This is a genomic window from Rhizobium sp. N731, assembly GCF_001664145.1.
Lineage (GTDB): Bacteria > Pseudomonadota > Alphaproteobacteria > Rhizobiales > Rhizobiaceae > Rhizobium > Rhizobium esperanzae.
In genome coordinates, this window is the sequence record NZ_CP013601.1 from 3,801,689 (window position 1) to 3,821,989 (window position 20,301).

The 20,301-nt window shown below is 61.5% G+C and carries 15 protein-coding genes; 3 read left to right on the top strand and 12 right to left on the bottom strand.

Going from position 1 to position 20,301, the window contains the following annotated elements:
• Positions 1–62: 62 nt before the first annotated feature.
• Complete coding sequence (gene trhO, locus AMK02_RS18455) at positions 63–992, top strand: oxygen-dependent tRNA uridine(34) hydroxylase TrhO (protein ID WP_064805038.1); 930 nt, start codon at positions 63–65, stop codon at positions 990–992.
• Between the two features lie 27 nt (positions 993–1,019).
• On the opposite strand, the gene AMK02_RS18460 is transcribed toward trhO, so the two are convergent.
• Both AMK02_RS18460 and AMK02_RS18465 read right to left on the bottom strand, forming a co-directional pair.
• On the bottom strand, positions 1,020–3,233 hold the full coding sequence (locus tag AMK02_RS18460; RefSeq protein ID WP_064805040.1) for a bifunctional diguanylate cyclase/phosphodiesterase: 2,214 nt from the start codon (positions 3,231–3,233) through the stop codon (positions 1,020–1,022).
• Between the two features lie 81 nt (positions 3,234–3,314).
• Positions 3,315–4,709 carry a GH1 family beta-glucosidase gene (locus tag AMK02_RS18465; RefSeq protein ID WP_064805042.1) on the bottom strand — a complete coding sequence of 465 codons (1,395 nt, stop codon included), beginning with the start codon at positions 4,707–4,709 and terminating at the stop codon, positions 3,315–3,317.
• 264 nt (positions 4,710–4,973) lie between these two features.
• Between AMK02_RS18465 and AMK02_RS18470 the strand changes: the two genes are divergently transcribed.
• Positions 4,974–5,375, top strand: a complete 402-nt coding sequence (locus AMK02_RS18470; RefSeq protein ID WP_064805044.1) for a DoxX family protein — start codon at positions 4,974–4,976, stop codon at positions 5,373–5,375.
• Between the two features lie 83 nt (positions 5,376–5,458).
• On the opposite strand, the gene AMK02_RS18475 is transcribed toward AMK02_RS18470, so the two are convergent.
• From AMK02_RS18475 to AMK02_RS18495, 5 genes are all read right to left on the bottom strand, one after another.
• Positions 5,459–6,646, bottom strand: a complete 1,188-nt coding sequence (locus tag AMK02_RS18475; RefSeq protein WP_064805046.1) for a Gfo/Idh/MocA family protein — start codon at positions 6,644–6,646, stop codon at positions 5,459–5,461.
• A 194-nt stretch (positions 6,647–6,840) separates the two neighbouring features.
• Complete coding sequence (locus AMK02_RS18480) at positions 6,841–7,893, bottom strand: sugar phosphate isomerase/epimerase family protein (protein WP_064805048.1); 1,053 nt, start codon at positions 7,891–7,893, stop codon at positions 6,841–6,843.
• Positions 7,894–8,142: 249 nt separating this feature from the next.
• Entirely contained in the window at positions 8,143–9,090 is a 948-nt protein-coding gene (locus AMK02_RS18485) for a substrate-binding domain-containing protein (protein ID WP_011426857.1), read from the bottom strand.
• Positions 9,091–9,176: 86 nt separating this feature from the next.
• Positions 9,177–10,181 carry an ABC transporter permease gene (locus AMK02_RS18490; protein ID WP_064805050.1) on the bottom strand — a complete coding sequence of 335 codons (1,005 nt, stop codon included), beginning with the start codon at positions 10,179–10,181 and terminating at the stop codon, positions 9,177–9,179.
• 77 nt (positions 10,182–10,258) lie between these two features.
• Positions 10,259–11,785 (bottom strand): sugar ABC transporter ATP-binding protein, encoded by a 1,527-nt coding sequence (locus tag AMK02_RS18495; RefSeq protein WP_064805052.1) that lies wholly within the window; start codon positions 11,783–11,785, stop codon positions 10,259–10,261.
• 258 nt (positions 11,786–12,043) lie between these two features.
• Here AMK02_RS18495 and AMK02_RS18500 point away from each other — a divergent pair, with 258 nt between their 5' ends.
• The gene (locus AMK02_RS18500; protein ID WP_064805054.1) at positions 12,044–13,075 is read left to right on the top strand and encodes a LacI family DNA-binding transcriptional regulator; all 1,032 of its coding nucleotides are present in this window, start codon (positions 12,044–12,046) and stop codon (positions 13,073–13,075) included.
• Positions 13,076–13,131: 56 nt separating this feature from the next.
• On the opposite strand, the gene xylA is transcribed toward AMK02_RS18500, so the two are convergent.
• The 5 genes from xylA to AMK02_RS18525 form a co-directional block, all read right to left on the bottom strand.
• A complete protein-coding gene (gene xylA / locus AMK02_RS18505) occupies positions 13,132–14,442 on the bottom strand; it encodes a xylose isomerase (protein WP_064805056.1) in 1,311 nt (436 codons plus the stop codon).
• A 180-nt stretch (positions 14,443–14,622) separates the two neighbouring features.
• A complete protein-coding gene (gene xylB, locus AMK02_RS18510) occupies positions 14,623–16,077 on the bottom strand; it encodes a xylulokinase (protein ID WP_064805058.1) in 1,455 nt (484 codons plus the stop codon).
• Between the two features lie 20 nt (positions 16,078–16,097).
• Complete coding sequence (locus AMK02_RS18515) at positions 16,098–17,120, bottom strand: LacI family DNA-binding transcriptional regulator (RefSeq protein WP_064805060.1); 1,023 nt, start codon at positions 17,118–17,120, stop codon at positions 16,098–16,100.
• A 206-nt stretch (positions 17,121–17,326) separates the two neighbouring features.
• A complete protein-coding gene (locus AMK02_RS18520) occupies positions 17,327–18,928 on the bottom strand; it encodes a DHA2 family efflux MFS transporter permease subunit (protein ID WP_064805062.1) in 1,602 nt (533 codons plus the stop codon).
• Positions 18,929–18,972: 44 nt separating this feature from the next.
• On the bottom strand, positions 18,973–20,184 hold the full coding sequence (locus tag AMK02_RS18525; protein WP_064805063.1) for an HlyD family secretion protein: 1,212 nt from the start codon (positions 20,182–20,184) through the stop codon (positions 18,973–18,975).
• Between the last annotated feature and the right edge of the window lie 117 nt (positions 20,185–20,301).

A 20,301-nucleotide genomic window follows, 5' to 3' on the forward strand; every position in this document is an offset into this window, starting at 1 on the left:
ACGGCCGGCCGCCTGCGCGGAAGGCAATTGCGCGACCGGTCAATTTTCTGTATTTCCCGCCCATGACCGACAGCCTGACACACACGGGCCCGTTCCTCGTAGCGGCGCTCTATCATTTCGTATCCGTGCCGCGCTTTGCCAGCTTGCAGGCCCCGCTGCAGGCGCTGTGCGAGGAAAACGGCGTCAAGGGAACGCTGCTTCTGGCGCATGAGGGCATCAACGGTACGATCGCGGGATCGGACGCCGGCATTCACGCGGTGCTCGCCTTCCTGCATGCCCAACCGGAATTTGCGAGCCTGGAGCACAAGGAAAGCCGCGCTTCGAAGATGCCTTTCCTGCGCCTGAAGGTGAAGCTGAAAAAGGAAATCGTCACCATGGGCGTCGAAGACATCGACCCCAACAAGGTGGTCGGCACCTATGTGGCGCCTCAGGACTGGAACGCGTTGATTTCCGATCCCGATACGATCGTCATCGACACCCGCAACGACTATGAGACGGCAATCGGTACCTTCCGCGGCGCGGTCGACCCCAAGACCAAGACGTTCCGCGAATTTCCGGATTGGGTGCGCCGGAATACCGGGCTGCACAACAAGCCGAAAGTCGCCATGTATTGCACCGGCGGCATACGCTGCGAGAAGGCCACGGCCTTCATGAAGGCCGAAGGTTTCGACGAGGTCTATCATCTGAAGGGCGGCATCCTGAAATATCTGGAGGAAGTGCCGCAGGAACAAAGCCTTTGGGAGGGCGCCTGCTTCGTGTTCGATGAGCGTGTATCCGTCGAACACGGCCTGAAGGAAGGTGAGCACCGGCTGTGCCACGCCTGCCGCAACCCGATCACATCAGAGGAAATTGCCTCGCCGCTTTATGAGGAAGGCGTTTCCTGCAGCCACTGTTATGACATGCGGACAGAGGAAGACCGCCTGCGCTACCGTCAGCGGCAGCATCAGATCGCGCTGGCGAAAAAACGCGGCCAACGGCATATCGGCAGCTGATGAGCTCGCGCCCCGGGAATCTCGCCGTCAGGCCGCGCCGAGGCGGCGCCGGGTTGGCTGCTCCGCAGTACGAAGCTCGTTGAGCATCTCGGTAATTCGTTCGGCCGCCAGAGGCTTTCCGAACAAATAGCCCTGCAGACAGTCGCAGCCGAACAGGCGCATGGCGACCGCCTGCCCCTCGGTCTCGATGCCTTCCGCCGTCACCGGTATGTCGAGCGAGCGGGCGAGCGCCACCGTCGCCTGCAGCATTTCGCGCTGGCGCTTGTCTTCGTTGACGCCCATGACCAGCGAGCGGTCGATCTTGATGCGATCGAAGCCGAACTGCCTGAGATAACCGATCGAGGAGAAACCGGAACCGAAGTCATCGAGCGCCACCTTGACCCCCAGCCCCTTCAGCCGTTCGATCGACTGGCGGGTACGCTGCGGATTCTGAATCATATAACCTTCGGTGATCTCGAGGGTGATGCGGCTGGCCTCGATCTCCGTCTGCTTCAACACGTAGCGCACATAGTCGGTGAAGGCGGGATTGCGGAACTGGCCGGGCGAGACATTGACCGAGACGTTCAGTTCCGGCCACTGCTTGGCTGTCTCGCAGGCCTTGCGCAGCACGAACAGGCCGAGCGATTCAATGAGGCCGCTGGTCTCGGCGATCGGAATGAACACCTCGGGCGAAACCGGGCCGTGGCCCGGACGGTTCCAGCGCACCAGCGCCTCGACGCCGGTCAGCGCATGCGTGCCCGCATCGACCAACGGCTGATAGGCAAGGGTCAGGTCGCCGCTTTCGATGGCGATTCTGAGATCGAGCTCCAGTGCATTGCGCTGCTGCCGGTCCGCGTCCATCGACGGATCGTAGAGCGTCATGCGCGCACGGCCCGCCTCCTTCGCCTTATACATGGCAAGGTCGGAACGGCGCACCAGCTCCTCGCGATCGAGTGCGCCGGCAGGCGACATGGCGATGCCGATGCTGGCGCCGACGACGACGACACGGCGACCGATCTCCAGCGGCTCGACGAGAAAATCGAGGATCTGCTCGGCAAGCTGCAGGGCGGCGGCGTTCTCGCCATCGGAGAGAAAGGCGATCGCAAATTCATCTCCGCCGATGCGGGCGAGAACCGCGCCTTGCGGAATCAATACCTTGAGGCCCGCCGCGACCGCGCGGATCAACTGATCGCCCGTGCCATGTCCATAGCTGTCATTGACTTCCTTGAAACCGTCGAGGTCGAGATAGAGGAGCAGCACGTTGCGCTTGCTCTGGCGCGCTTCGAGGACATAACGATCGACGGCGAGCCCGAGGCCGTCGCGATTGGAAAGGCCGCTCAGCCTGTCGCGCAGCGCCTCTTCTCGTGCGCTGTTTTCCTCCGCCTTCAGGCGTCGGCCGGCCAACCAGCCGATGGCCAGCAGAACCACGAAGAAAAGCCCGACGAGACCGAGTGCCTGAATGACCATCGGCCGCACCTGCGCGTAGGCAATATTGCCGGGTGAGCGCGAATTCCAGACGAGCTTGCCGATCGTTGCCCCCGTCGGATCGTCGATCGAGACGAGATATTCGGCCGCGAAACTCGGCGGCGCCAGCCTCAGTCCGCCGATCACATAGGTCTGGCCGAGTCCAGCCACCCTGTCGTCATCGAGATGCCGGGCGAAAATGAGATAACGGTGCTGGCCGGCGGGTGCATCAAGCGCGCCGGATTTCTTCCGCACCAATGCCACGCCGACAGCGGCAATGCCGCGTTTGGTAGTGATGAAACCAACCGCCTGCGGAGTATCGGCCGGGCCGGCCGCCTTCACCGCGTCGAGCAATTTCCAGAGCGACGGCGAGAAGAAATCCGCGAGCGGCTCCTCCATCGGCTTGCCGTCGCGATAGGCGATGATCGAATTCTTCGCATCATCGATCACAATCGCCATGTCGAACAGCGAGCTGTTGACCGACATTTCGCCGTAGTTGCTGACCGTCCATGCCATGCCATCGGGCGCATAGACATTGGCGGCGGCGTCGTCCCAGGCGGCGTAATCGTCGAGAGTCGCACCGAGCTGATCCTCGAAGGTCTTCAACGCGCCGATCGTCGTTTCGCGCGAGCGCTCGTCATCAAGCACATTGGCGTTCTCAGCCACGCGTTCGATTGCCGTCAACACCATGATGGTGGCGACGGCGACGATGACGGCAAAGGAGAACAGCACGCCCGTGACGGTGATGTGACGGCCTATGCCCGATCCCCTGCCCTGCAATTTTTGGAGTATTTGCATTCCGGCTCCCTGACCAGCGGAGTTTGCCAGTCAAGGGTTCAGAAACGTTTAAGCAACCGCCTGTCGCAGCTTGCCGCTGGTCTATTTTTTGAGTTTGCTATGCTGAGCCGGCGTGTGATTGCCTTTCGGAAATTCAGCCGCCAGTTCGCGATACCATTTGCCGCTCTTCTTCACCGTGCGCCGCTGCGTCTCATAATCGACGTGGACGAGACCGAAGCGCATGCGATAGCCTTCCGCCCATTCGAAGTTGTCCATCAGGCTCCAGGCAAAATAGCCGCGCAGGGGGTAGCCATTCTTGATGAGGTCGGCCACGACATCGAGATGATCGCCGAGATAATCGAGGCGCATCCTATCATCGACCTCGCCATCGACAACACCGCTATTGTCGCAGGCGCCGTTCTCGGTGATGTAGCATTCCGGCAGGTCATAGCGGCGATAGAGGTTCTCGACCAGGAGCTTCAAGCCCGGCGCATAGATTTCCCAGCCGATATCGGTCTTGACGTCACTTGCCGGCGGAGCTTTCATCGTCCAGGGGAAATCGCCCTTTCGCTCGGCATCGTCGGTGACGCGCTCGGGCGTGTAGTAATTCAGGCCCCACCAGTCGAGTTTCTGGCTGATCAGCTTCAGGTCGCCATCCTCGATGACGGGCATGCGGTCACCGAGCGCCTCGACGAATTCCTTCGGATATTCGCCCTTGAAGACAGGATCAAAGAAGGCGCCGTTGTGGAAGTGATGCGCCCGTTCGGCGGCTGCCAGATCGGCCGGGCTGTCGGAACCCGGGATGACCGAGGCGGCGTTGAGCACGAGCCCGACCGGCACATTGGGAGCTTCCGAACGGATTGCCTCAACCCCGAGGCCATGGGCAAGGTTCATATAATGCATGGCGTGAAGGGCAGCCTGCATGTTGCGCTCACCGGGAGCATGGATGCCGTAGAGATGGCTCAGCCAGACGATGCACCACGGCTCGTTGAAAGTCGCGACGGCGTCGAGGCGATCGCCGAGGCGGCTCATGACAGTCTTGGCGTAACGCTGGTAGGCATAAGCGGTCGAACGCGCCGTCCAGCCGCCGTCGCCGGCGAGCAGCAGGGGCAGGTCCCAGTGGTAGAGCGTCGCGAAGGTCTTGATCCCGCGCGCCTTGCAGCCATCAACAAGCCGATCATAGAAATCGAGGCCCGCCTCGTTTACCGGGCCAGTGCCCTCCGGGATGATGCGTGGCCAGGCAATGGAAAAACGGTAGGCCTCGACTCCCATATCCTTGATGAGATCGAGGTCCTGCTCCAGGCGGTTATAGTGGTCGCAGGCAATGTCGCCGTTGTCGCGGTTATGGACGCGGCCGGGCATATTGCAGAAGGCATCCCAGATGGACGGCTTGCGGCCATCGGCCTTGCCGGCGCCTTCGATCTGGAAGGCGGCGGTGGCAACGCCGAAGGTGAAATCACCGGGAAAGCGGCTTGCAAGCGTCTTCGCGTCGATCATCTGTAAATCCCGTCTCTCAGCATCTGAATTGACCGTGGGGGTCGGATTTAGCCAAGCCGGCAAGCAAAGTACAGGCCGGGCAGGAGAAAAACTGCAACGTTACAGTTTGGGCGGCCGAGCGGCGGCGGCGCAGGTCAGCCGCCTCGACCTGCAGCATTTTTCGCCTCCAATTGCTCTCATAACGCGAATGTCAGCAGTCGTGATTTGCTGCAGGGGCCATGATCACTACACAGCGGAGATATTCGCAAGCATGAAAGGAATCCAATGCTGTCTTCGATCCATCTGCTGCAGCCGCATCTGCTGAGCCTGCTGCGCATCGTCTCGTCGCTCGTGCTTTTCAGCTATGGAACGCAGAAGATCCTGCACTTTCCGGCAGCGGCAAGCGTGCCGCCGATGGGCTCGCTCTCCTGGATTGCCGGATTGATCGAACTCACTCTCGGCTTTCTCGTCCTGGTGGGATTCCAGACGCGCATCGCAGCCTTCGTGCTCTCGGGCCTGATGGCTTTCGCCTATTTCATCGGCCATGCGGGAAAGAGCTTATATCCCGCGCAGAACGGCGGCGTCGCCGCGATCCTGTTCTGCTTCGTGTTTCTCTATTTGGTGGCGGCAGGCGCCGGGCTGCTCAGCGTCGACGCGCTCATGCAGCGCAACCGCGATACGGCCTGACGCATGACGGACAAGCCGAGGCGGCCCAAAACTGCCTCGGCATTTCTCGCGACTCCGCGCCATCGAGGCGCGATCGCCAAAGCTCAGAGCTTGACCCAGGCGCCGTTTTTCTTGGACGAGGCAACACAGGCCTCGACGAAGGCCACGCCCTTCACGCCATCGTCGACTGTCGGGTAGACCACTGCCTTGTCCACGTCCTTGCCCTTCTTGCGGGCGTTGATCGCATGCGCAGCTTCCGTATAAATCGTCGCGAACGCCTCGAGGTAACCTTCCGGATGCCCCGACGGCACGCGCGAGACACGACCGGCTGCCGCTCCGGCGCCGGCGCCGCCGCGGGTGATCAGCCGCTTCGGTTCGCCGAACGGCGTGTACCAGAGGTAGTTCGGGTCCTTCTGGGTCCATTCCAGCCCGCCCTTGCTGCCGTAGACACGCACCATCAGGCCGTTCTCATGGCCCGGCGCCACCTGGCTGCACCAGAGCATGCCCTTGGCCGGCTTCTCCGAACCCTTTGCCTTGAAGCGCAGCATGACATGAGCATTATCATCCAGCCGGCGGCCGGGAACGAAACTGTCGAGATCGGCGGCCAGGCTGTCGAGTTCCAGCCCGGTGATGAAGGAGGCGAGATTATACGCATGCGTGCCGATATCGCCTGTGGACCCGCCGACGCCGGACTGGGCCGGATCAGTGCGCCAGGCAGCCTGTTTCTGGCCGGTCTGCTCGACCGCTTCCGTCAGCCAATCCTGCGGATATTCGGCCTGGACGACTCTTATATCCCCAAGTTCGCCGTTCGCGATCATCTCGCGCGCCTGACGAACCATCGGGTAACCGGTGTAATTATGAGTCAACACGAACAGCGCGCCGCTCTCGTCGGCCACCTTTTTCAGCTTCTTCGCATCCGCCAGGTTTGACGTCAGCGGCTTGTCGCAGATGACATGAATGCCGCGCTTCAGGAATTCCTTGGCCGCGTCGTAATGCACATGGTTCGGGGTAACGATCGCCACCGCCTCGATGCCGTTCTTCAGCTTCGCCTCCCGGATCGCCATCTCGCGATAGCTGGAATAGGTCCGCGACGGGTCTAGCCCGAGATCGCGTCCGGACTGAACCGCCTTCTCAGGTGTCGACGACAGCGCGCCTGCAATAAGATCGTACTGATCGTCGATGCGGGCCGCGATGCGGTGCACCGCACCGATGAACGCGCCCGCGCCGCCGCCCACCATGCCGAGTCGAATGCGCGGCTCGCGGGTCTGTTCGGATGATGCTTCGATTGCCATTTTGTCCTCCTGGAATTTGATCTTGGCGCGGATGCGCCCCTCATCCGGCTGCCGCCACCTTCTCCCCGCTCGCGGGGAGAAGGCATATGCGCCGACGTCGATGCCAACTCCGTCGCCCGGCGTGGCAAGTTCCTCTCCCCGTCAAAACGGGGAGAGGGTTAGGGTGAGGGGCAGCCTCACGGCACGCCTTTTATTTAAAGCCCGAGCATCCGCCGATTGGCCGCCTGATCGGTGCCGCTGCCGGCAAAATCGTCGAAAGCCTTTTCCGTGACGCGGATGATATGGGCGGCGACGAATTCGGCCCCCTCGCGGGCGCCGTCCTCCGGATGTTTCAGCGCGCATTCCCATTCGACCACGGCCCAGCCTTCGAAATTATTGGCCGTCATCTTCGAGAAGACCGCACCGAAATCGACCTGACCGTCACCGAGCGATCGGAAGCGGCCGGCGCGTTCCACCCAGCCCTGGTAACCACCGTAGACGCCCTGGCGCCCGGTCGGATTGAACTCAGCATCCTTGACGTGGAACATCTTGATGCGGTCCTTGTAGATGTCGATGTTCTCGAGATAGTCGAGGCATTGCAGGATGTAATGCGAGGGATCGTAGAGCATGTTGGCGCGCGAATGGTTCTTCACGCGTTCCAGGAACATCTCGAAGGTGATGCCGTCATGCAGGTCCTCGCCCGGATGGATCTCGTAGCAGACATCGATGCCGTTCTCATCGGCATGGTTGAGGATCGGCGTCCAGCGGCGGGCAAGCTCGTCGAAGGCCGTCTCCACCAGACCGGCGGGACGCTGCGGCCAGGGATAGATGAAGGGCCAGGCAAGCGCGCCGGAGAAGGTCGCATGCGCCTTGAGGCCGAGGTTTTTCGATGCCGTCAGCGCCATCTTGACCTGCTCGACCGCCCATTCCTGACGAGCTTTCGGATTGCCGCGCACCTCGGGCGCCGCAAATCCGTCGAATGCTTCGTCATAGGCGGGGTGAACGGCAACCAGCTGGCCTTGCAGATGGGTCGAAAGCTCGGTGATTTCGATGCCGTTTTCACGGGCCTTGCCGGCGAACTCGTCGCAATAATCCTTGGAGGTTGCGGCCTTTTTCAGATCGATCAGCTGGCTCGCCCAGGTCGGAACCTGAACCCCCTTGTAGCCGATGTCGGCCGCCCATTTGGTGATCGCGTCCCAAGAATTGAAAGGCGCGGTATCGCCTGCAAACTGGCCAAGGAAAAGGCCGGGACCCTTGATCGTCTTCATGTCAGATTCCTCCCTGAATATCGACCGTAAACGTTTCTGAAGAACTTGTAGCACGCATTTCGGCGGGAGCAAGGTGCCTCCTCGCACTTGCGGCCGGATTTGGCGCGAGGCCAGATGCGGTATGGCTGCGACCTAATCATGATGGGCTGTGGCGGGCAAGAGGTACGTGCAGCATTTTCGCCGTCCGCCGCGTGAGGGCATAAAAATGCGCCCATCCTTGCGAATGGGCGCACCCTCTTGATCGGGTGATCAGAACGGAGAATCCGGGAAGTAGAAGTTCTTGGCATTCTCTTTGGTGACGAGCGTCGCGTCGAGAATGTAGTTGCCGTGAACCGGGACCTGGTCGTAGAGCGCCGCTGCTGTCAACTCCATTGCCGTACCGACCATCGCCGGCGGATAGAGAACGTCGACCGGGATCAGCTTGTCGCCATCCATGACCTTCTTGACCATGTCCTTGGAGCCGGCGCCGGCGACGACATACTGAATGTCGGTGCGCTTGGCCTGCTCGATCGCCTGAAGAACGCCGACGGCCATATCATCGTCCTGGCACCAGACGACGTCGATCTTGGGGTACTTCGTCAGATAGTCCTGCATCACCTTGAAGGCGTCGTCGCGGTTCCAGTTGCCATACTGGCGGTCGAGAACCTTGACCTTGGAGCCGGCAATACCCTTGTCGAAGCCGTCCTGGCGCTGCTGATCGATCGGGATCGGCAGACCGCGGATAACGACAACTTCGGCTTCCGGCGTCTTTTCGGCAATATATTTGCCGGCGACTTCGCCGAGCGCCGGGTTGTTGCCGGCAACGTAAAGATCGCGCACGGAATTGTCGTTGTTCGACGGGGCGCGGTCGACAAGCGCGACGAACTTGCCCTTGTCCTTGACTTCCTTGATGGCGTTGACAAGCGGATCCGGATCCGACGGCAGGATGACGAGTGCATCGATGCCTTGCGTATCGAGGTCCTGCACGGCGTTTGCCTGCGTCGCGGCATCCGGCGAGGTCTTGACGATGACGTTCAGGCCCGGATGCTCGGCCATCAGCTTCTTGGCAATACGCTCGGCATGGAACACGACGCCGGATGTCCAGCCGTGATCGGCGGCCGGAATGGACACACCGATCGTGTAGTTCTTGTCCTGGGCGTAGGCTGCACCGGCAAAAGCCACCCCCGCAACCGCCAGACCCAACATGAGCTTGCGCATGCTATTTCCTCCCAAAAATATCAGGGACTTGTCCAATCCGAACCGGGTGCCCTGTCAAGCCCGGCCAATCCGAGAAGTTTTTTGCCTTAGGATTTGCGAACCAGCGACCGCTGCACCAGCATGGCGATGATGATGATTGCACCCTGGATCGCGCCGATGAGATATTCGCTGATGAAGTTCGAAAGCAGCATGATGTTGCCGACGAGTTCGAGAATGAAGGCGCCGCAGATGGTGCCCCAGACCCGGCCGGCGCCACCCTTGAGAGCCGTGCCGCCAACGACGACGGCGGTGATGGCCTGCAACTCCCACAGGATGCCGGTCGTTGCCGAGGTGGATCCGAGACGCGGCACATAGAGCAGCACGGCAATCGCCACACAGAGGCCCTGGATGACGAAGGCAATGGTGCGCACGCGGTTGACGGCAATGCCCGAATAGCGCGCGACGTCACTGTTCGAACCGACAGCCACGACGTGGCGGCCGTAACGGGTGCGGTAGAGGATGAAGGCTGCAATCGCGGTGACGACGAGGATCACCACGATCGGCACGGGAATACCGAGAATATTGCCGAAATAGGCCGGACGGTAGAGCGTCTGGATTTCAGTCGAGCGCAAGGTGATCGCGCCCCCCTGCGACAGCCAGGTGGTCAAGCCGCGATAAATGCCCATTGTGCCGAGTGTGGCGATGAAAGGCTCGATCTTGCCGACGGTGGTGATGAGGCCGTTTGCGAGGCCGCAAAGAGCCCCCGCAATCACCGTAAACACCACCGCGGCCGTCAGCATCAGCACCGGATCGGCAATGACGCCCGAATTGATGAGCAGGATCATCAGGCTGGCGACGAAGGCGACCATCGAGCCAACGGAAAGGTCGAGATCTCCGGCCGAGATCACGAAGGTGGCGCCGACCGCGATAATGGCGATGAAAGCGCAGCGTGTCGCGACGTTGGCAAGATTGGTGATGCCGATGAAATTCGGGTTGACCAGTGCGCCGACAATCAGGAGCAAGGCCAAGGCGGCAAACGGTGCAACCGCGCGCAGATCAACGTCACGCCAGGACCTGCGCCGGATCGCCCTGGTCTCCTCGTTAATGCTCATGTCCAAAACCAACCTCCCGTCCCAGTTCGTCTGGGCATCCTAGCTATTGTCCGCGTCGACGAAGTCTCGCTCCGGCCTCACGCAGCCACCTTCTTTTTGAGCCCGGCGGCGTAACGCATGATCTCCTGCTCGGAAATCTCGTCGCCCTCGAGCACGCCGACAATCCGTCCTTCGCGCATCACGGCCACTCTTGTGCAGAGACCGATAACTTCGGGCATTTCCGACGACACGACGATGATTGACCGGCCGTCCCGGGCGAGCGCCGAAATGAAATGATAGATCTGCTGCTTGGTGCCGACATCGATGCCGCGCGTCGGCTCGTCGATGATGATGATGTCAGGATCCGTCTCCATGACTTTGGCGAGCAGCAGCTTCTGCTGGTTTCCGCCCGACATGCGACCGGCGACGATATTGGTGTCGCGAACTCTGATGTCGAAACGACGCTTGGCTTTCGCCAGTGCGGCCGCCTCGCTGCTCGGGCTGAGATAGCCGTGGCGCGAATGTCTTCCGAGCGATTGCAGCGTCAGATTGGTCGCCATGCCGGAGCGCAGCAATAGACCCTTCGACTTGCGATCCTTGGTCATATAGGCAAGACCGCAGCGATTGGCCGCGTGCACGTCGCCGGAGGGGACCGCTTGCCCCTTGATGACCACCTCGCCCTCGAGGCGGGGCCGCAGCCCGGCAATCGCCTCCATCAACTCGGTACGGCCGGAGCCGATCAGGCCGGAAAACCCGATGATCTCGCCCTTGCGTACTTCGAAGCTTGCATCCCTGACATAACCCGTCGACACCGAGGAAACGCTTAAGACGACCTCCTCGTCGACATCGGGCTCGACTTTGGCGGGATAGAGGCTGGAAAGTTCGCGGCCGACCATCAGCTGTGCGATCGATTCCCCATCGAGAATGGAGGTCGGCGACGTCTTGATCCACTGGCCGTCGCGCAGCACCGTCACCCGATCGGTCAGTTCCATCACCTCGTCGAGCTTGTGGGACACGAAGACGAAGCTCGTGCCCTGGTCGCGCAGCTTGCGGACCTGCTTGAACAGCATATTGGTCTCTTCCCGCGACAACACGGCGGTCGGCTCGTCCATGAACACGACGCGCGCATCGCGGCTGATCGCCTTGGCGATCTCGACCATTTGCTTGTCGGCGATGGAAAGCGTGCTGATCAAAGCATTCTCATCGACATGCGAACCGAGCACGTCGAGAACCTTGCGCGTCTCGGCGCGCATATATTTGCGGTCGAGCACGCCGAGACGCGTCACTTCGCGACCGAGGAAAAGGCTCTCCGTCACGGTCAGATGGTCGGCGAGGTTGAATTCCTGGTGAATGATGACGATGCCGAGCGCTTCCGCGGCACCATTCGGCGGCAGCACCACAGGCTTGCCGTCAAGCAGGATCTCGCCGGAACTTGGCTGTTCGAAACCTGAGAGCACCTTGACGAGCGTCGATTTGCCAGCGCCGTTTTCACCCATGAGCGCATGGATTTCGCCGGCGCGGAGATCGAAGTTGACGCTGAAGAGGACCTGCACGCCGCTGAAGGATTTGCATATGCGCCTGGCGGACAGCACCACGGGTGCGGTGTCGGCGATCTCCACGGTCATTATGCCCTCCCCCTAGAGCGCCGCACTCCGGCAACGCTCCGTTTTGAACTAGCGCACATTTTCCTTCTGAAAACCGCCTCAGGCCCTCAAACAGGCACGCGCACGCGGCTCCCGTCCGCTTCGAGCCTTATGTAAACCTTTACATAAGGCATGTAAAGGTTTACATCGTGGATTAACACAGATCAGTTGACGCTTGCCTTTGACCTCTCGGCAAGTCTGTGTAGTGTCGCGGCGAAGACAGCCCCAAGGCAGAGCGCAGTGTCGAATTCCACGCCCGCAACCATCGAAGACGTCGCCCGGATCGCCGAGGTCTCCATCGCGACGGTTTCCCGGGCAATCCACACGCCGGAGAAGGTCGCCAACTCGACGCGGCTCAAGGTCAACCAGGCGATCGCCATCACCGGTTATACGACCAATGCCATGGCGCGCAGCCTGAGGCTCGGCCGCTCCAACATGATCCTCGTGGTGGCGCCCGATATCGGCGATCCCAATTTTTCCAATATTCTCGTCGGACTGGAGAACGAGGCCCGCGCCCACGGCTACGGCGTCCTGATCGGCCACACCCAGAACGATGCCCAGCGCGGCCTGGAATATCTGAAATTCTTCAACTCGAACCAGGCGGCCGGACTCATCCTCTTCACCGGCATCCTGCCCTTCGGTCATCAGACCATGACGGCGCGGCTGCCGCCGAGCGTCGGGGTTTTCGAACCGGTCTTCAACGGCGGCATTCCCTATGTCGGCGTCGACGATACCGAGGGCGCTCGGAAAGCGGTGGACCTGCTGCTGGCGGAAGGGCATCGCAAGATCGCCTTCATCGGCGATTCCCGCACCCGGCTCGCCTATGCCAGGCGCCGCATGGGGTACGACGCCGGTCTCGATGCTGCTGGCATTCCGCCCGACTTGCGGATCGTGCTCGAGGGCGACGGCACGATCGAAAGCGGCCGGCACGCGGTCGAGCAGCTTTTCATGCGCGACACGCTTCCCACAGCCTTCATGTGCGTGAACGATCAGACGGCGATCGGCGTCATGATCGGGCTCGGCGCGCGAGGCTATGATATTCCGCGAGATTTCTCGGTGACCGGCTTCGACGACGTGCCGCAGGCCGTCTTCATATCCCCATCGCTGACGACGATCCGCCAGCCGAGAACCGCGATCGGCAAACAGGCGATGGCACTGCTATTGGAACTTCTGTCCGACGGCCGCCCGGCCGAGACGGAAATCCTGCTGAGGCCGGATCTGGTGGTGCGAAACTCCGTCTCCGCGCCCTCACGCAACTGGTTGAAGCGCTGAGCCGGGAATAATTTAGAGGGGTGACGCCGGCGACCGCTGGCCGCCGGCGCGTTTTATCAAACGTAACGGTTGACGACGTTTTCGAGCAGTTCCTGCTTGCCGGATTTCGGCTGCGGGTTCACGTCGTGGCTCTCGACCCAGTTGGTGATCTCATCCAGCGAATACTCACCGCGGAAGAGCTTCTGCGCCTCGGCCGATTCCCAGCCGGCGTAACGATCGGCGAGCGGCTGCGACAGGGCCTTGTCCTCGATCATCTTGGCAGCCGCCTTCAGGCCGCGGGCACAGCAATCCATGCCGCCGATATGACCGATCAGGAGGTCCGCCGGGTCGAGTGACTGGCGGCGCAGCTTCGCATCGAAGTTGGTGCCGCCGGTCTTGAGGCCACCGCCTGCCAGAACGTGGTAATAGGCAAGCGCCATTTCCGGAACATTGTTCGGGAACTGGTCGGTGTCCCAGCCGGACTGGTAGTCGTTGCGGTTCATGTCGATCGAGCCGAAGATGCCAAGCGCATTGGCAAGCGCCAGCTCGTGCTCGAAGGAATGGCCGGCAAGGATTGCATGGCCCTGCTCGATATTGACCTTCACCTCGTTTTCGAGACCGTGCTTCTTGAGGAAGCCGTAGACGGTCGCGACGTCGTAATCATACTGGTGCTTGGTCGGCTCCTGCGGCTTCGGCTCGATCAGGATCGTGCCCTTGAAGCCGATCTTGTGCTTGTATTCGACGACGAGGTTGAGGAAGCGGCCGAGCTGGTCGAGCTCGCGCTTGAGATCGGTGTTGAGCAGCGTCTCGTAACCTTCGCGGCCGCCCCAAAGCACGTAGTTCTCGCCGCCGAGCTTCTGCGTGGCGTCGATGCAGGTCTTGACCGTTGCAGCGGCGAAGGCAAAGACGTCTGGATCGGGGTTGGTCGCCGCACCCGACATGTAGCGGCGGTTGGAGAACAGGTTCGCCGTACCCCAGAGCAGCTTGGCGCCGGTCGCCGCCTGCTTCTCGGCGAAATAATCGACGATCTCATTGAGGTTCCTGGTGTTTTCGGCAAAATTCTTGCCCTCCGGGCGCACATCGGCGTCATGGAAGCAATAGTAGGGTGCGCCCAGCAGCGAAAAGAATTCGAAAGCGACATCGGCTTTGAGTTTGGCCGCCTTCATCGTATCTTCGAACCAGGGACGCAGGAAGGTCTGGCCGCCGAAGGGGTCGCCACCCGGCCAGGTGAAGGTGTGCCAGTAGGCTACCGCAAAACGCAAATGGTCTTCCATCCGCTTGCCGAGGACGATCTCGTCCGGCTTGTAATAGCGGAAGGCCAGCGGATTGGTGCTGTCTGGGCCCTCATATTTGATCTTCTGGATATCGCCGAAAAATCCGGTGCTCATGTTGGGGTCTCCTTGGGTTCGTCGTTCAGTCTTATCGTTCGTGCCACCAGCCCCCTCATCCGACCCTTCGGGCCACCTTCTCCCTGAGGGGAGAAGGGGAATGGGGCGCTCCAGCGAGTCTCTTCTCCCCTCGGGGAGAGGGTGCCGGCAGGTGGATGAGGGGGCCGCCGGCTCCAGTTCTCAACGCGCCAGCGACTTGATCGCCGGATAGAGCGCCCGATAGCGCTTGTAAGCGTCCTCGTAAGCGTCCTTCAGCGCTGCGACCGGTTCGATCGTGCCTGCTGTCATCGGCGGCGTGCAGACGGCGATCGGATCGGCACCCGTCGCCGCGATCAGACCGAGACGAGCAGCGCCGAAGGCCGCGCCGAAATCGCCGTCAGCCGGCAGGTCGACCGGAACGCCGAGCGCGGTGGCGATCGACGCCAGCCAATAGTGCGAGCGCGAACCGCCGCCGATTGCGGTCACGCGCGCGATGCGGGTGCCGGCCGAACGCAACGCTTCGAGGTTGTCGCGGATGGCGAAAGCCACACCTTCGAGCACGGCCTGGGTTAGCACCGCGCGGCTGCTCTCATGTCCGAGGCCGATGAAGGCGCCGCGTATGACAGCGTCATTGTGCGGCGTACGCTCGCCTGAGAGATAGGGCAGGAAGGTGACGCCGGAAGGCGCCTTCAGCGTCTCGCCGAGTTCGCCTGTGAGATCGGCGGCCGATTTGCCGGTCACACCGGAATGCCAGTTGAGCGCATCGGTGGCCGAGAGGATGACGCCCATCTGATGCCAGGTGTTGGGCAGCGCATGGCAGAACGCATGCACGGCGCTTTCCGGCTTCGGCAGATAGGAGCCGTTGGCGGCAAAAAGCACGCCCGATGTGCCGAGCGAGACGAAGGCTGCGCCATCGCTGACCGTGCCCATGCCGCAGGCCGAGGCTGCATTATCGCCCGCGCCGCCGGCAACGACGACCGAGCCTGATATGCCCCACTGGGCCGCGAGGTCGGACCGCAGTCTGCCGGCCTGATCGGTGCCTTCGACAAGCGCCGGCATCTGCTCCCTGGAAAGGCCGGTGGCGGCAAGCAGTTCGGACGACCAACCGCGCTTGCCGGTATCGAGCCAGGAGGTGCCCGCGGAATCCGACATTTCGGAAATATATTCGCCGGTCAGCCAGAGACGCAGATAATCCTTCGGCAGCAGCACCTTGGCAACCTTGGCGAAAGTCTCAGGCTCATGCTTCCTGACCCAGGCGAGCTTGGGCGCCGTAAAGCCGGGAAACACGATATTGCCGGTCAGCACCCGGAAACGCGGGTCGGCGTCGAGTTCGGCGGCTTCGACGTGGCTGCGTGTATCGTTCCAAAGAATGCAGGGCCGCAATACCTTGTCGCTCGCATCGATCAGCGTGGCGCCGTGCATCTGGCCGGAAAGGCCGATGCCCTTGACTGCGGCGAACTCCTTTGGATGTTTTGCCTTGAGCCCGGCGACGGCCTCCTCGGTCGCGCGCACCCAGTGAGCCGGTTCCTGTTCCGACCAGCCGGAATGCGGGCGCGAGACGTCGAGCGCACCGTTGGCCGAACCGACGATTTTCTGGTCCCCGTCGATCAGCATCGCCTTGACGCCGGAGGTACCGAGATCGAGACCGAGATACATGTGGCATTCTCCCTTTGCCGTTACGGCAGATTGTCCTTCAGGAATATGTCGAGGCGGATGCGTTCCTGCGCGTCGATGACGGCGAGCCCGTCCGCCTTGGCCTTCAGCACCCGGATGGCGCTGCGCACCTCATGACCGGCATTCTGATTGAGAATCGCATCAACCGTGTTGTCGATGAGCGCCGCCCGCGTGTGGGCGGTCAGTTCGTGGGCAATGACTGTCAGCGTCCGATCGACGGCCTTCTCCTTCAGCGCCCGGATAAGGCCGCGATTGCCGGCGCCGAGACTATAGATGCCGATAATGTCGGCCTTCCCGAGTGCCTCTGCGACGAGCATATGGGCGATCTCCGGATCGTCGCGGCCTTCCAGAACCGGAAGGATCGCAAGATCGGGAAACTCCTCTGTCATGACCGAGGTAAACCCTTCCAGCCGCTCGCGATGGTCGCGCACCAGCATGGAGCCGGCGAGCACGGCGATCTTGCCCTTTCGCGGCCCGAGGAACCGGCCGAGCAGACGGGCCGCCGTGCGGCCTGCCGCGATATTGTCGACGCCGGCGTAGTGATGGCGCAGCGATCCGGTAAGATCGGACACCAGCGTGACGATGGGAAAGCCCGCATGCACCAGCCTGTCGACGACGGCACGCACGTCGGGCGCATCGGTCGCAACCATTGCGATGCCGCAAGGCTTTCCGCGGGAAAGCCCTTCGAGCACGGCGACGAGAGCGGCCGAATCGAAGGCAGGCACCTCGATGGTGCGAATATCCGTGCGTTCGGCCGGCGAGCGGAGGATCGCCTGCCGGATTTCGGCATTGAGCCCGTGCATGAAGGAATTGTCGCTGGCCGGCAGGATGAAGACCAGCGGATAGGTGCGACCCTTGGCGAGATTGGCGGCGGCGACGTCCCTGACATAACCGAGTTCGCGGATTGCGGTCTCGACCTTCTCCCGCGTGACATGACGCACACCAGGGCGCTGATTGAGAACCCGGTCGACAGTCGCGAGACTGACGCCCGCCGCAGCGGCGATATCGTGAACAGTTGGCCTCATCATTCCTCCTGACGAGACCATTAGCGCCAAATTTGATGTACGTAAATCAAAAAAACCAGCGGGGCGATTTCCGCATTATTTCTCCGGCATCGCCGGCCCGCTAGCGTCGATTCGATCAGCGATCCCCCATCTGATGACACAGAGGCTGGGAAACCACAACAAAAAGGCCCTCCGGAGAGGGCCTTTTCGAGGGACGGGGCCGGAGGTCAGTGGCCGCCGCCACCTCCTCCGCCGCCTTGCGGCGCGGGTTTCTTGATCATGGCGACACCGAGGATCATCGCAACGAACAGCGCGGTCAGGATCAGGAACACATCGCTGAAGGAAAGGATGACCGCCTGCTTGGTGGCGAGGCCGACCATCTGCTTGATTGCGACTGACGTGCCGTCCATGCCGTAACTGTTGAAATTGGCGGCCATGTTGTTCATCTGGTCGATCGCCGCCGAATTGCCCCAGTCGATATTCTCCCGCAGCCGCTCGTAATGCACATCCTGCCGGCTGGTGAGCACGGTATTGATGACCGCGAGGCCGACGGCGCCGCCAAGGTTTCTGGTCAGGTTGAACAGGCCGGACGCGCCGCGAATGCGCGACGGCGGCATCGTACCGAGCGCGATATTGTTGATCGGCACCATGCACATCATCAGCCCGAAGCCGCGCAGGATCTGCGGGATGAACAGCTCGTAGAAATCCCAATCCGCCGTCAGGTGGATCATGATGTATGTGCCGGCGGCGAAGCTGATGAATCCGATCACCATCATCAGGCGCAGGTCCATCTTGGTCGAAAGCCGCCCGGCAATCGGCGCGGTGAAGAACATCGCAAGCCCGGAGACGAACATCGTCTCGCCGATCATCAATGAATCATAGCCGCGGATACGCCCGAGATAGACGGGGTAGATATAGGTAAGGCCGTAGAGCCCGATGCCCATGACGAAGGAAAACACCGAGCCGAAGGAGAAATTCCTGTTCGCAAAGGCCTTGAGGTCGACGACGGGAAACTCCACCGTGAAGGCGCGATAGAAAAAGACGATGGCCGCGACGCCGGAGGCGACGGCAGCCAGCGCAATGGAATTGTCGTTGAACCAATCGTTCGAGTTGCCCTCTTCGAGCACATATTCCAGCGCGCCGAGAAAGACGCCCATCGAGATCAGCCCCCACCAGTCGAACTTCTTGAAGAGCGACAGTTCCGGCTTGTCGAAGTCGATGAAGTTCCAGGTAACCAGCGTGACGATGATGCCCGGAACGATATTGACGAGGAACAGCCAGTGCCAGGAGAAGGCGTGGCTGAGATAGCCGCCGACGGTCGGGCCGATGGTCGGCGCAAGCGTAGCAATCAGGCCGATGATCGGCGAGACGATGCTGCGCTTCGACGGCGGGAAAATGGTGAAGGCGGCCGCGAAGACCGATGGGATCATGCCGCCGCCGATGAAACCCTGGATGGCGCGGTAGACGATCATCTGGTCGATATTCGTCGCCGTCGCCGCAAGCGCACTCGCCATAGTAAAGCCGGCGGCCGAGATCGCGAAGAGGTAGCGCGTCGAGATGATGCGCGCCAGTGTTCCCGAAAGCGGGATCATGATCACTTCCGCGATCAGATAGGCGGTCTGCACCCAGCCGATTTCGTCGGAACCGGCCGACAGGCCGGCCTGGATTTCGGCGAGCGAAGCAGAGACGATCTGGATGTCGAGGATCGACATGAACATGCCGAGCACCATCGCGAAGAAGGCGATGAGCTTTCTCGGATCCATGCGATCCGCGGCGTGGGCAGGCGCCGCCGGCATCGTTCCCGCTGTTGCTGTCGCGCTCCCGGCCATCGGACCACCTCCGCCTTTCCTTTTGCTGGAATTGCTCCGAAGGTTTACTTGTTCGGCGCCGTGCGGGTATCGACGTCGACGACGACGCTGAGGCCCGCGCGCAGACGCCCACTGTCGAGCGCATCCTGCGGCAGCGCGATGCGCACCGGCACGCGCTGAATCACCTTGGTGAAGTTGCCCGTGGCATTTTCCGGCGGCAGCAGCGAAAAGACCGAACCGGAAGCCGGCGAGATCGATTCGACAGTGCCGACGATCGGATGGTCGTCATAGGCATCGACATGGACGTTGACCTTCGAGCCAGGAACGAGATGCTGAATCTGCGTTTCCTTGAAATTGGCGTCGATATAAAGTTGGCGCACCGGAACGAGCGCCATCAGGCGCTGGCCGGGCGAGACCAGATCGCCTTCCTGGACAGATCGGTTGCCGACGATGCCGTCATAGGGCGCCTTGAGCACGGTGAAGGAGAGGTCGCGGGCGGCCTTGTCGCGCTGGATTTCCAGCGTGCGGACGGAACCTTCCGCCTCCCTGCGCTGGGCTTCGAGGATGGCGATATTGGCTTGCGCCGCCACGATATTGGCGTCGCCGCCGGCAAGATTGGCCTTGGCCTGATCGAGTGCGGTATTGGCATCATCGAGATCCGCGGTGGTGCCGACCGACTTTGCCTGCAGGTCGCTCTGACGCTTCTGCTTGATTTCCGCGCCACGAACCGTGGCTTCGAGGGCAGTCTTCTGAGCCTGGGCCTGCACGAGGCTCGCCTTGGCGCCTTCAATCTGCGCATCAATACGGCTTAGCGAAAGCTGCTCGGTCGCGATCTGGGCATTCGCCTGATCGAGGGCATTCTGGTAGTCGCCGTTATCAAGGGTGGCGAGAACGTCGCCTGCCTTGACTTCCTGGTTGGCGACAACATTCACCTTCGCGACATAGCCGGTCACCTTCGGTGAGATGGTCGCGATATCGCCTTCGATATAGGCGTCGTCGGTCGACACCATGAACCGGCCGTTCATCCACCATTCGTATCCATACCAGCCGCCGCCCGCAAGCAGGGCAAGCACGACGATCGGCAGCACCGGGCTGCGGCGCTTCTTTGCCGCAGGAGGAGCAACCGGGGCTTGGGCCGGCGCCGATTGTGCAGGAGCAGCCGGCTTTTCCAGGGCTTCCGCCGTCGGAGCCTCGGCAACGACCGCGACCTTTGCCTCTTCGACCTCGGCGTTTTCGCTGACGATACGCGCGACGTTGCTCTTCTGGTTGCTCGACATAGCCACTTTACCGATCTTGGAGTAATAATCGAACTGAACGGTTCGGTTCAGTTGACATAAACCTGTTTTATCGTCATATCAAGATGTATAGAACCAATCGGTTCGATTTCTTTAAAG

What these genes read in the sequence shown, in the direction of transcription:
- AMK02_RS18515 (WP_064805060.1), bottom strand. Translation starts at nt 17,120, where the DNA reads ATGAGGCCAACTGTTCACGATATCGCCGCTGCGGCGGGCGTCAGTCTC.
- AMK02_RS18475 (WP_064805046.1), bottom strand. Translation starts at nt 6,646, where the DNA reads ATGGCAATCGAAGCATCATCCGAACAGACCCGCGAGCCGCGCATTCGA.
- AMK02_RS18485 (WP_011426857.1), bottom strand. Translation starts at nt 9,090, where the DNA reads ATGCGCAAGCTCATGTTGGGTCTGGCGGTTGCGGGGGTGGCTTTTGCC.
- trhO (WP_064805038.1), top strand. Translation starts at nt 63, where the DNA reads ATGACCGACAGCCTGACACACACGGGCCCGTTCCTCGTAGCGGCGCTC.
- AMK02_RS18525 (WP_064805063.1), bottom strand. Translation starts at nt 20,184, where the DNA reads ATGTCGAGCAACCAGAAGAGCAACGTCGCGCGTATCGTCAGCGAAAAC.
- AMK02_RS18495 (WP_064805052.1), bottom strand. Translation starts at nt 11,785, where the DNA reads ATGACCGTGGAGATCGCCGACACCGCACCCGTGGTGCTGTCCGCCAGG.
- AMK02_RS18520 (WP_064805062.1), bottom strand. Translation starts at nt 18,928, where the DNA reads ATGGCCGGGAGCGCGACAGCAACAGCGGGAACGATGCCGGCGGCGCCT.
- AMK02_RS18460 (WP_064805040.1), bottom strand. Translation starts at nt 3,233, where the DNA reads ATGCAAATACTCCAAAAATTGCAGGGCAGGGGATCGGGCATAGGCCGT.
- AMK02_RS18465 (WP_064805042.1), bottom strand. Translation starts at nt 4,709, where the DNA reads ATGATCGACGCGAAGACGCTTGCAAGCCGCTTTCCCGGTGATTTCACC.
- AMK02_RS18470 (WP_064805044.1), top strand. Translation starts at nt 4,974, where the DNA reads ATGCTGTCTTCGATCCATCTGCTGCAGCCGCATCTGCTGAGCCTGCTG.
- xylB (WP_064805058.1), bottom strand. Translation starts at nt 16,077, where the DNA reads ATGTATCTCGGTCTCGATCTCGGTACCTCCGGCGTCAAGGCGATGCTG.
- AMK02_RS18480 (WP_064805048.1), bottom strand. Translation starts at nt 7,893, where the DNA reads ATGAAGACGATCAAGGGTCCCGGCCTTTTCCTTGGCCAGTTTGCAGGC.
- xylA (WP_064805056.1), bottom strand. Translation starts at nt 14,442, where the DNA reads ATGAGCACCGGATTTTTCGGCGATATCCAGAAGATCAAATATGAGGGC.
- AMK02_RS18490 (WP_064805050.1), bottom strand. Translation starts at nt 10,181, where the DNA reads ATGAGCATTAACGAGGAGACCAGGGCGATCCGGCGCAGGTCCTGGCGT.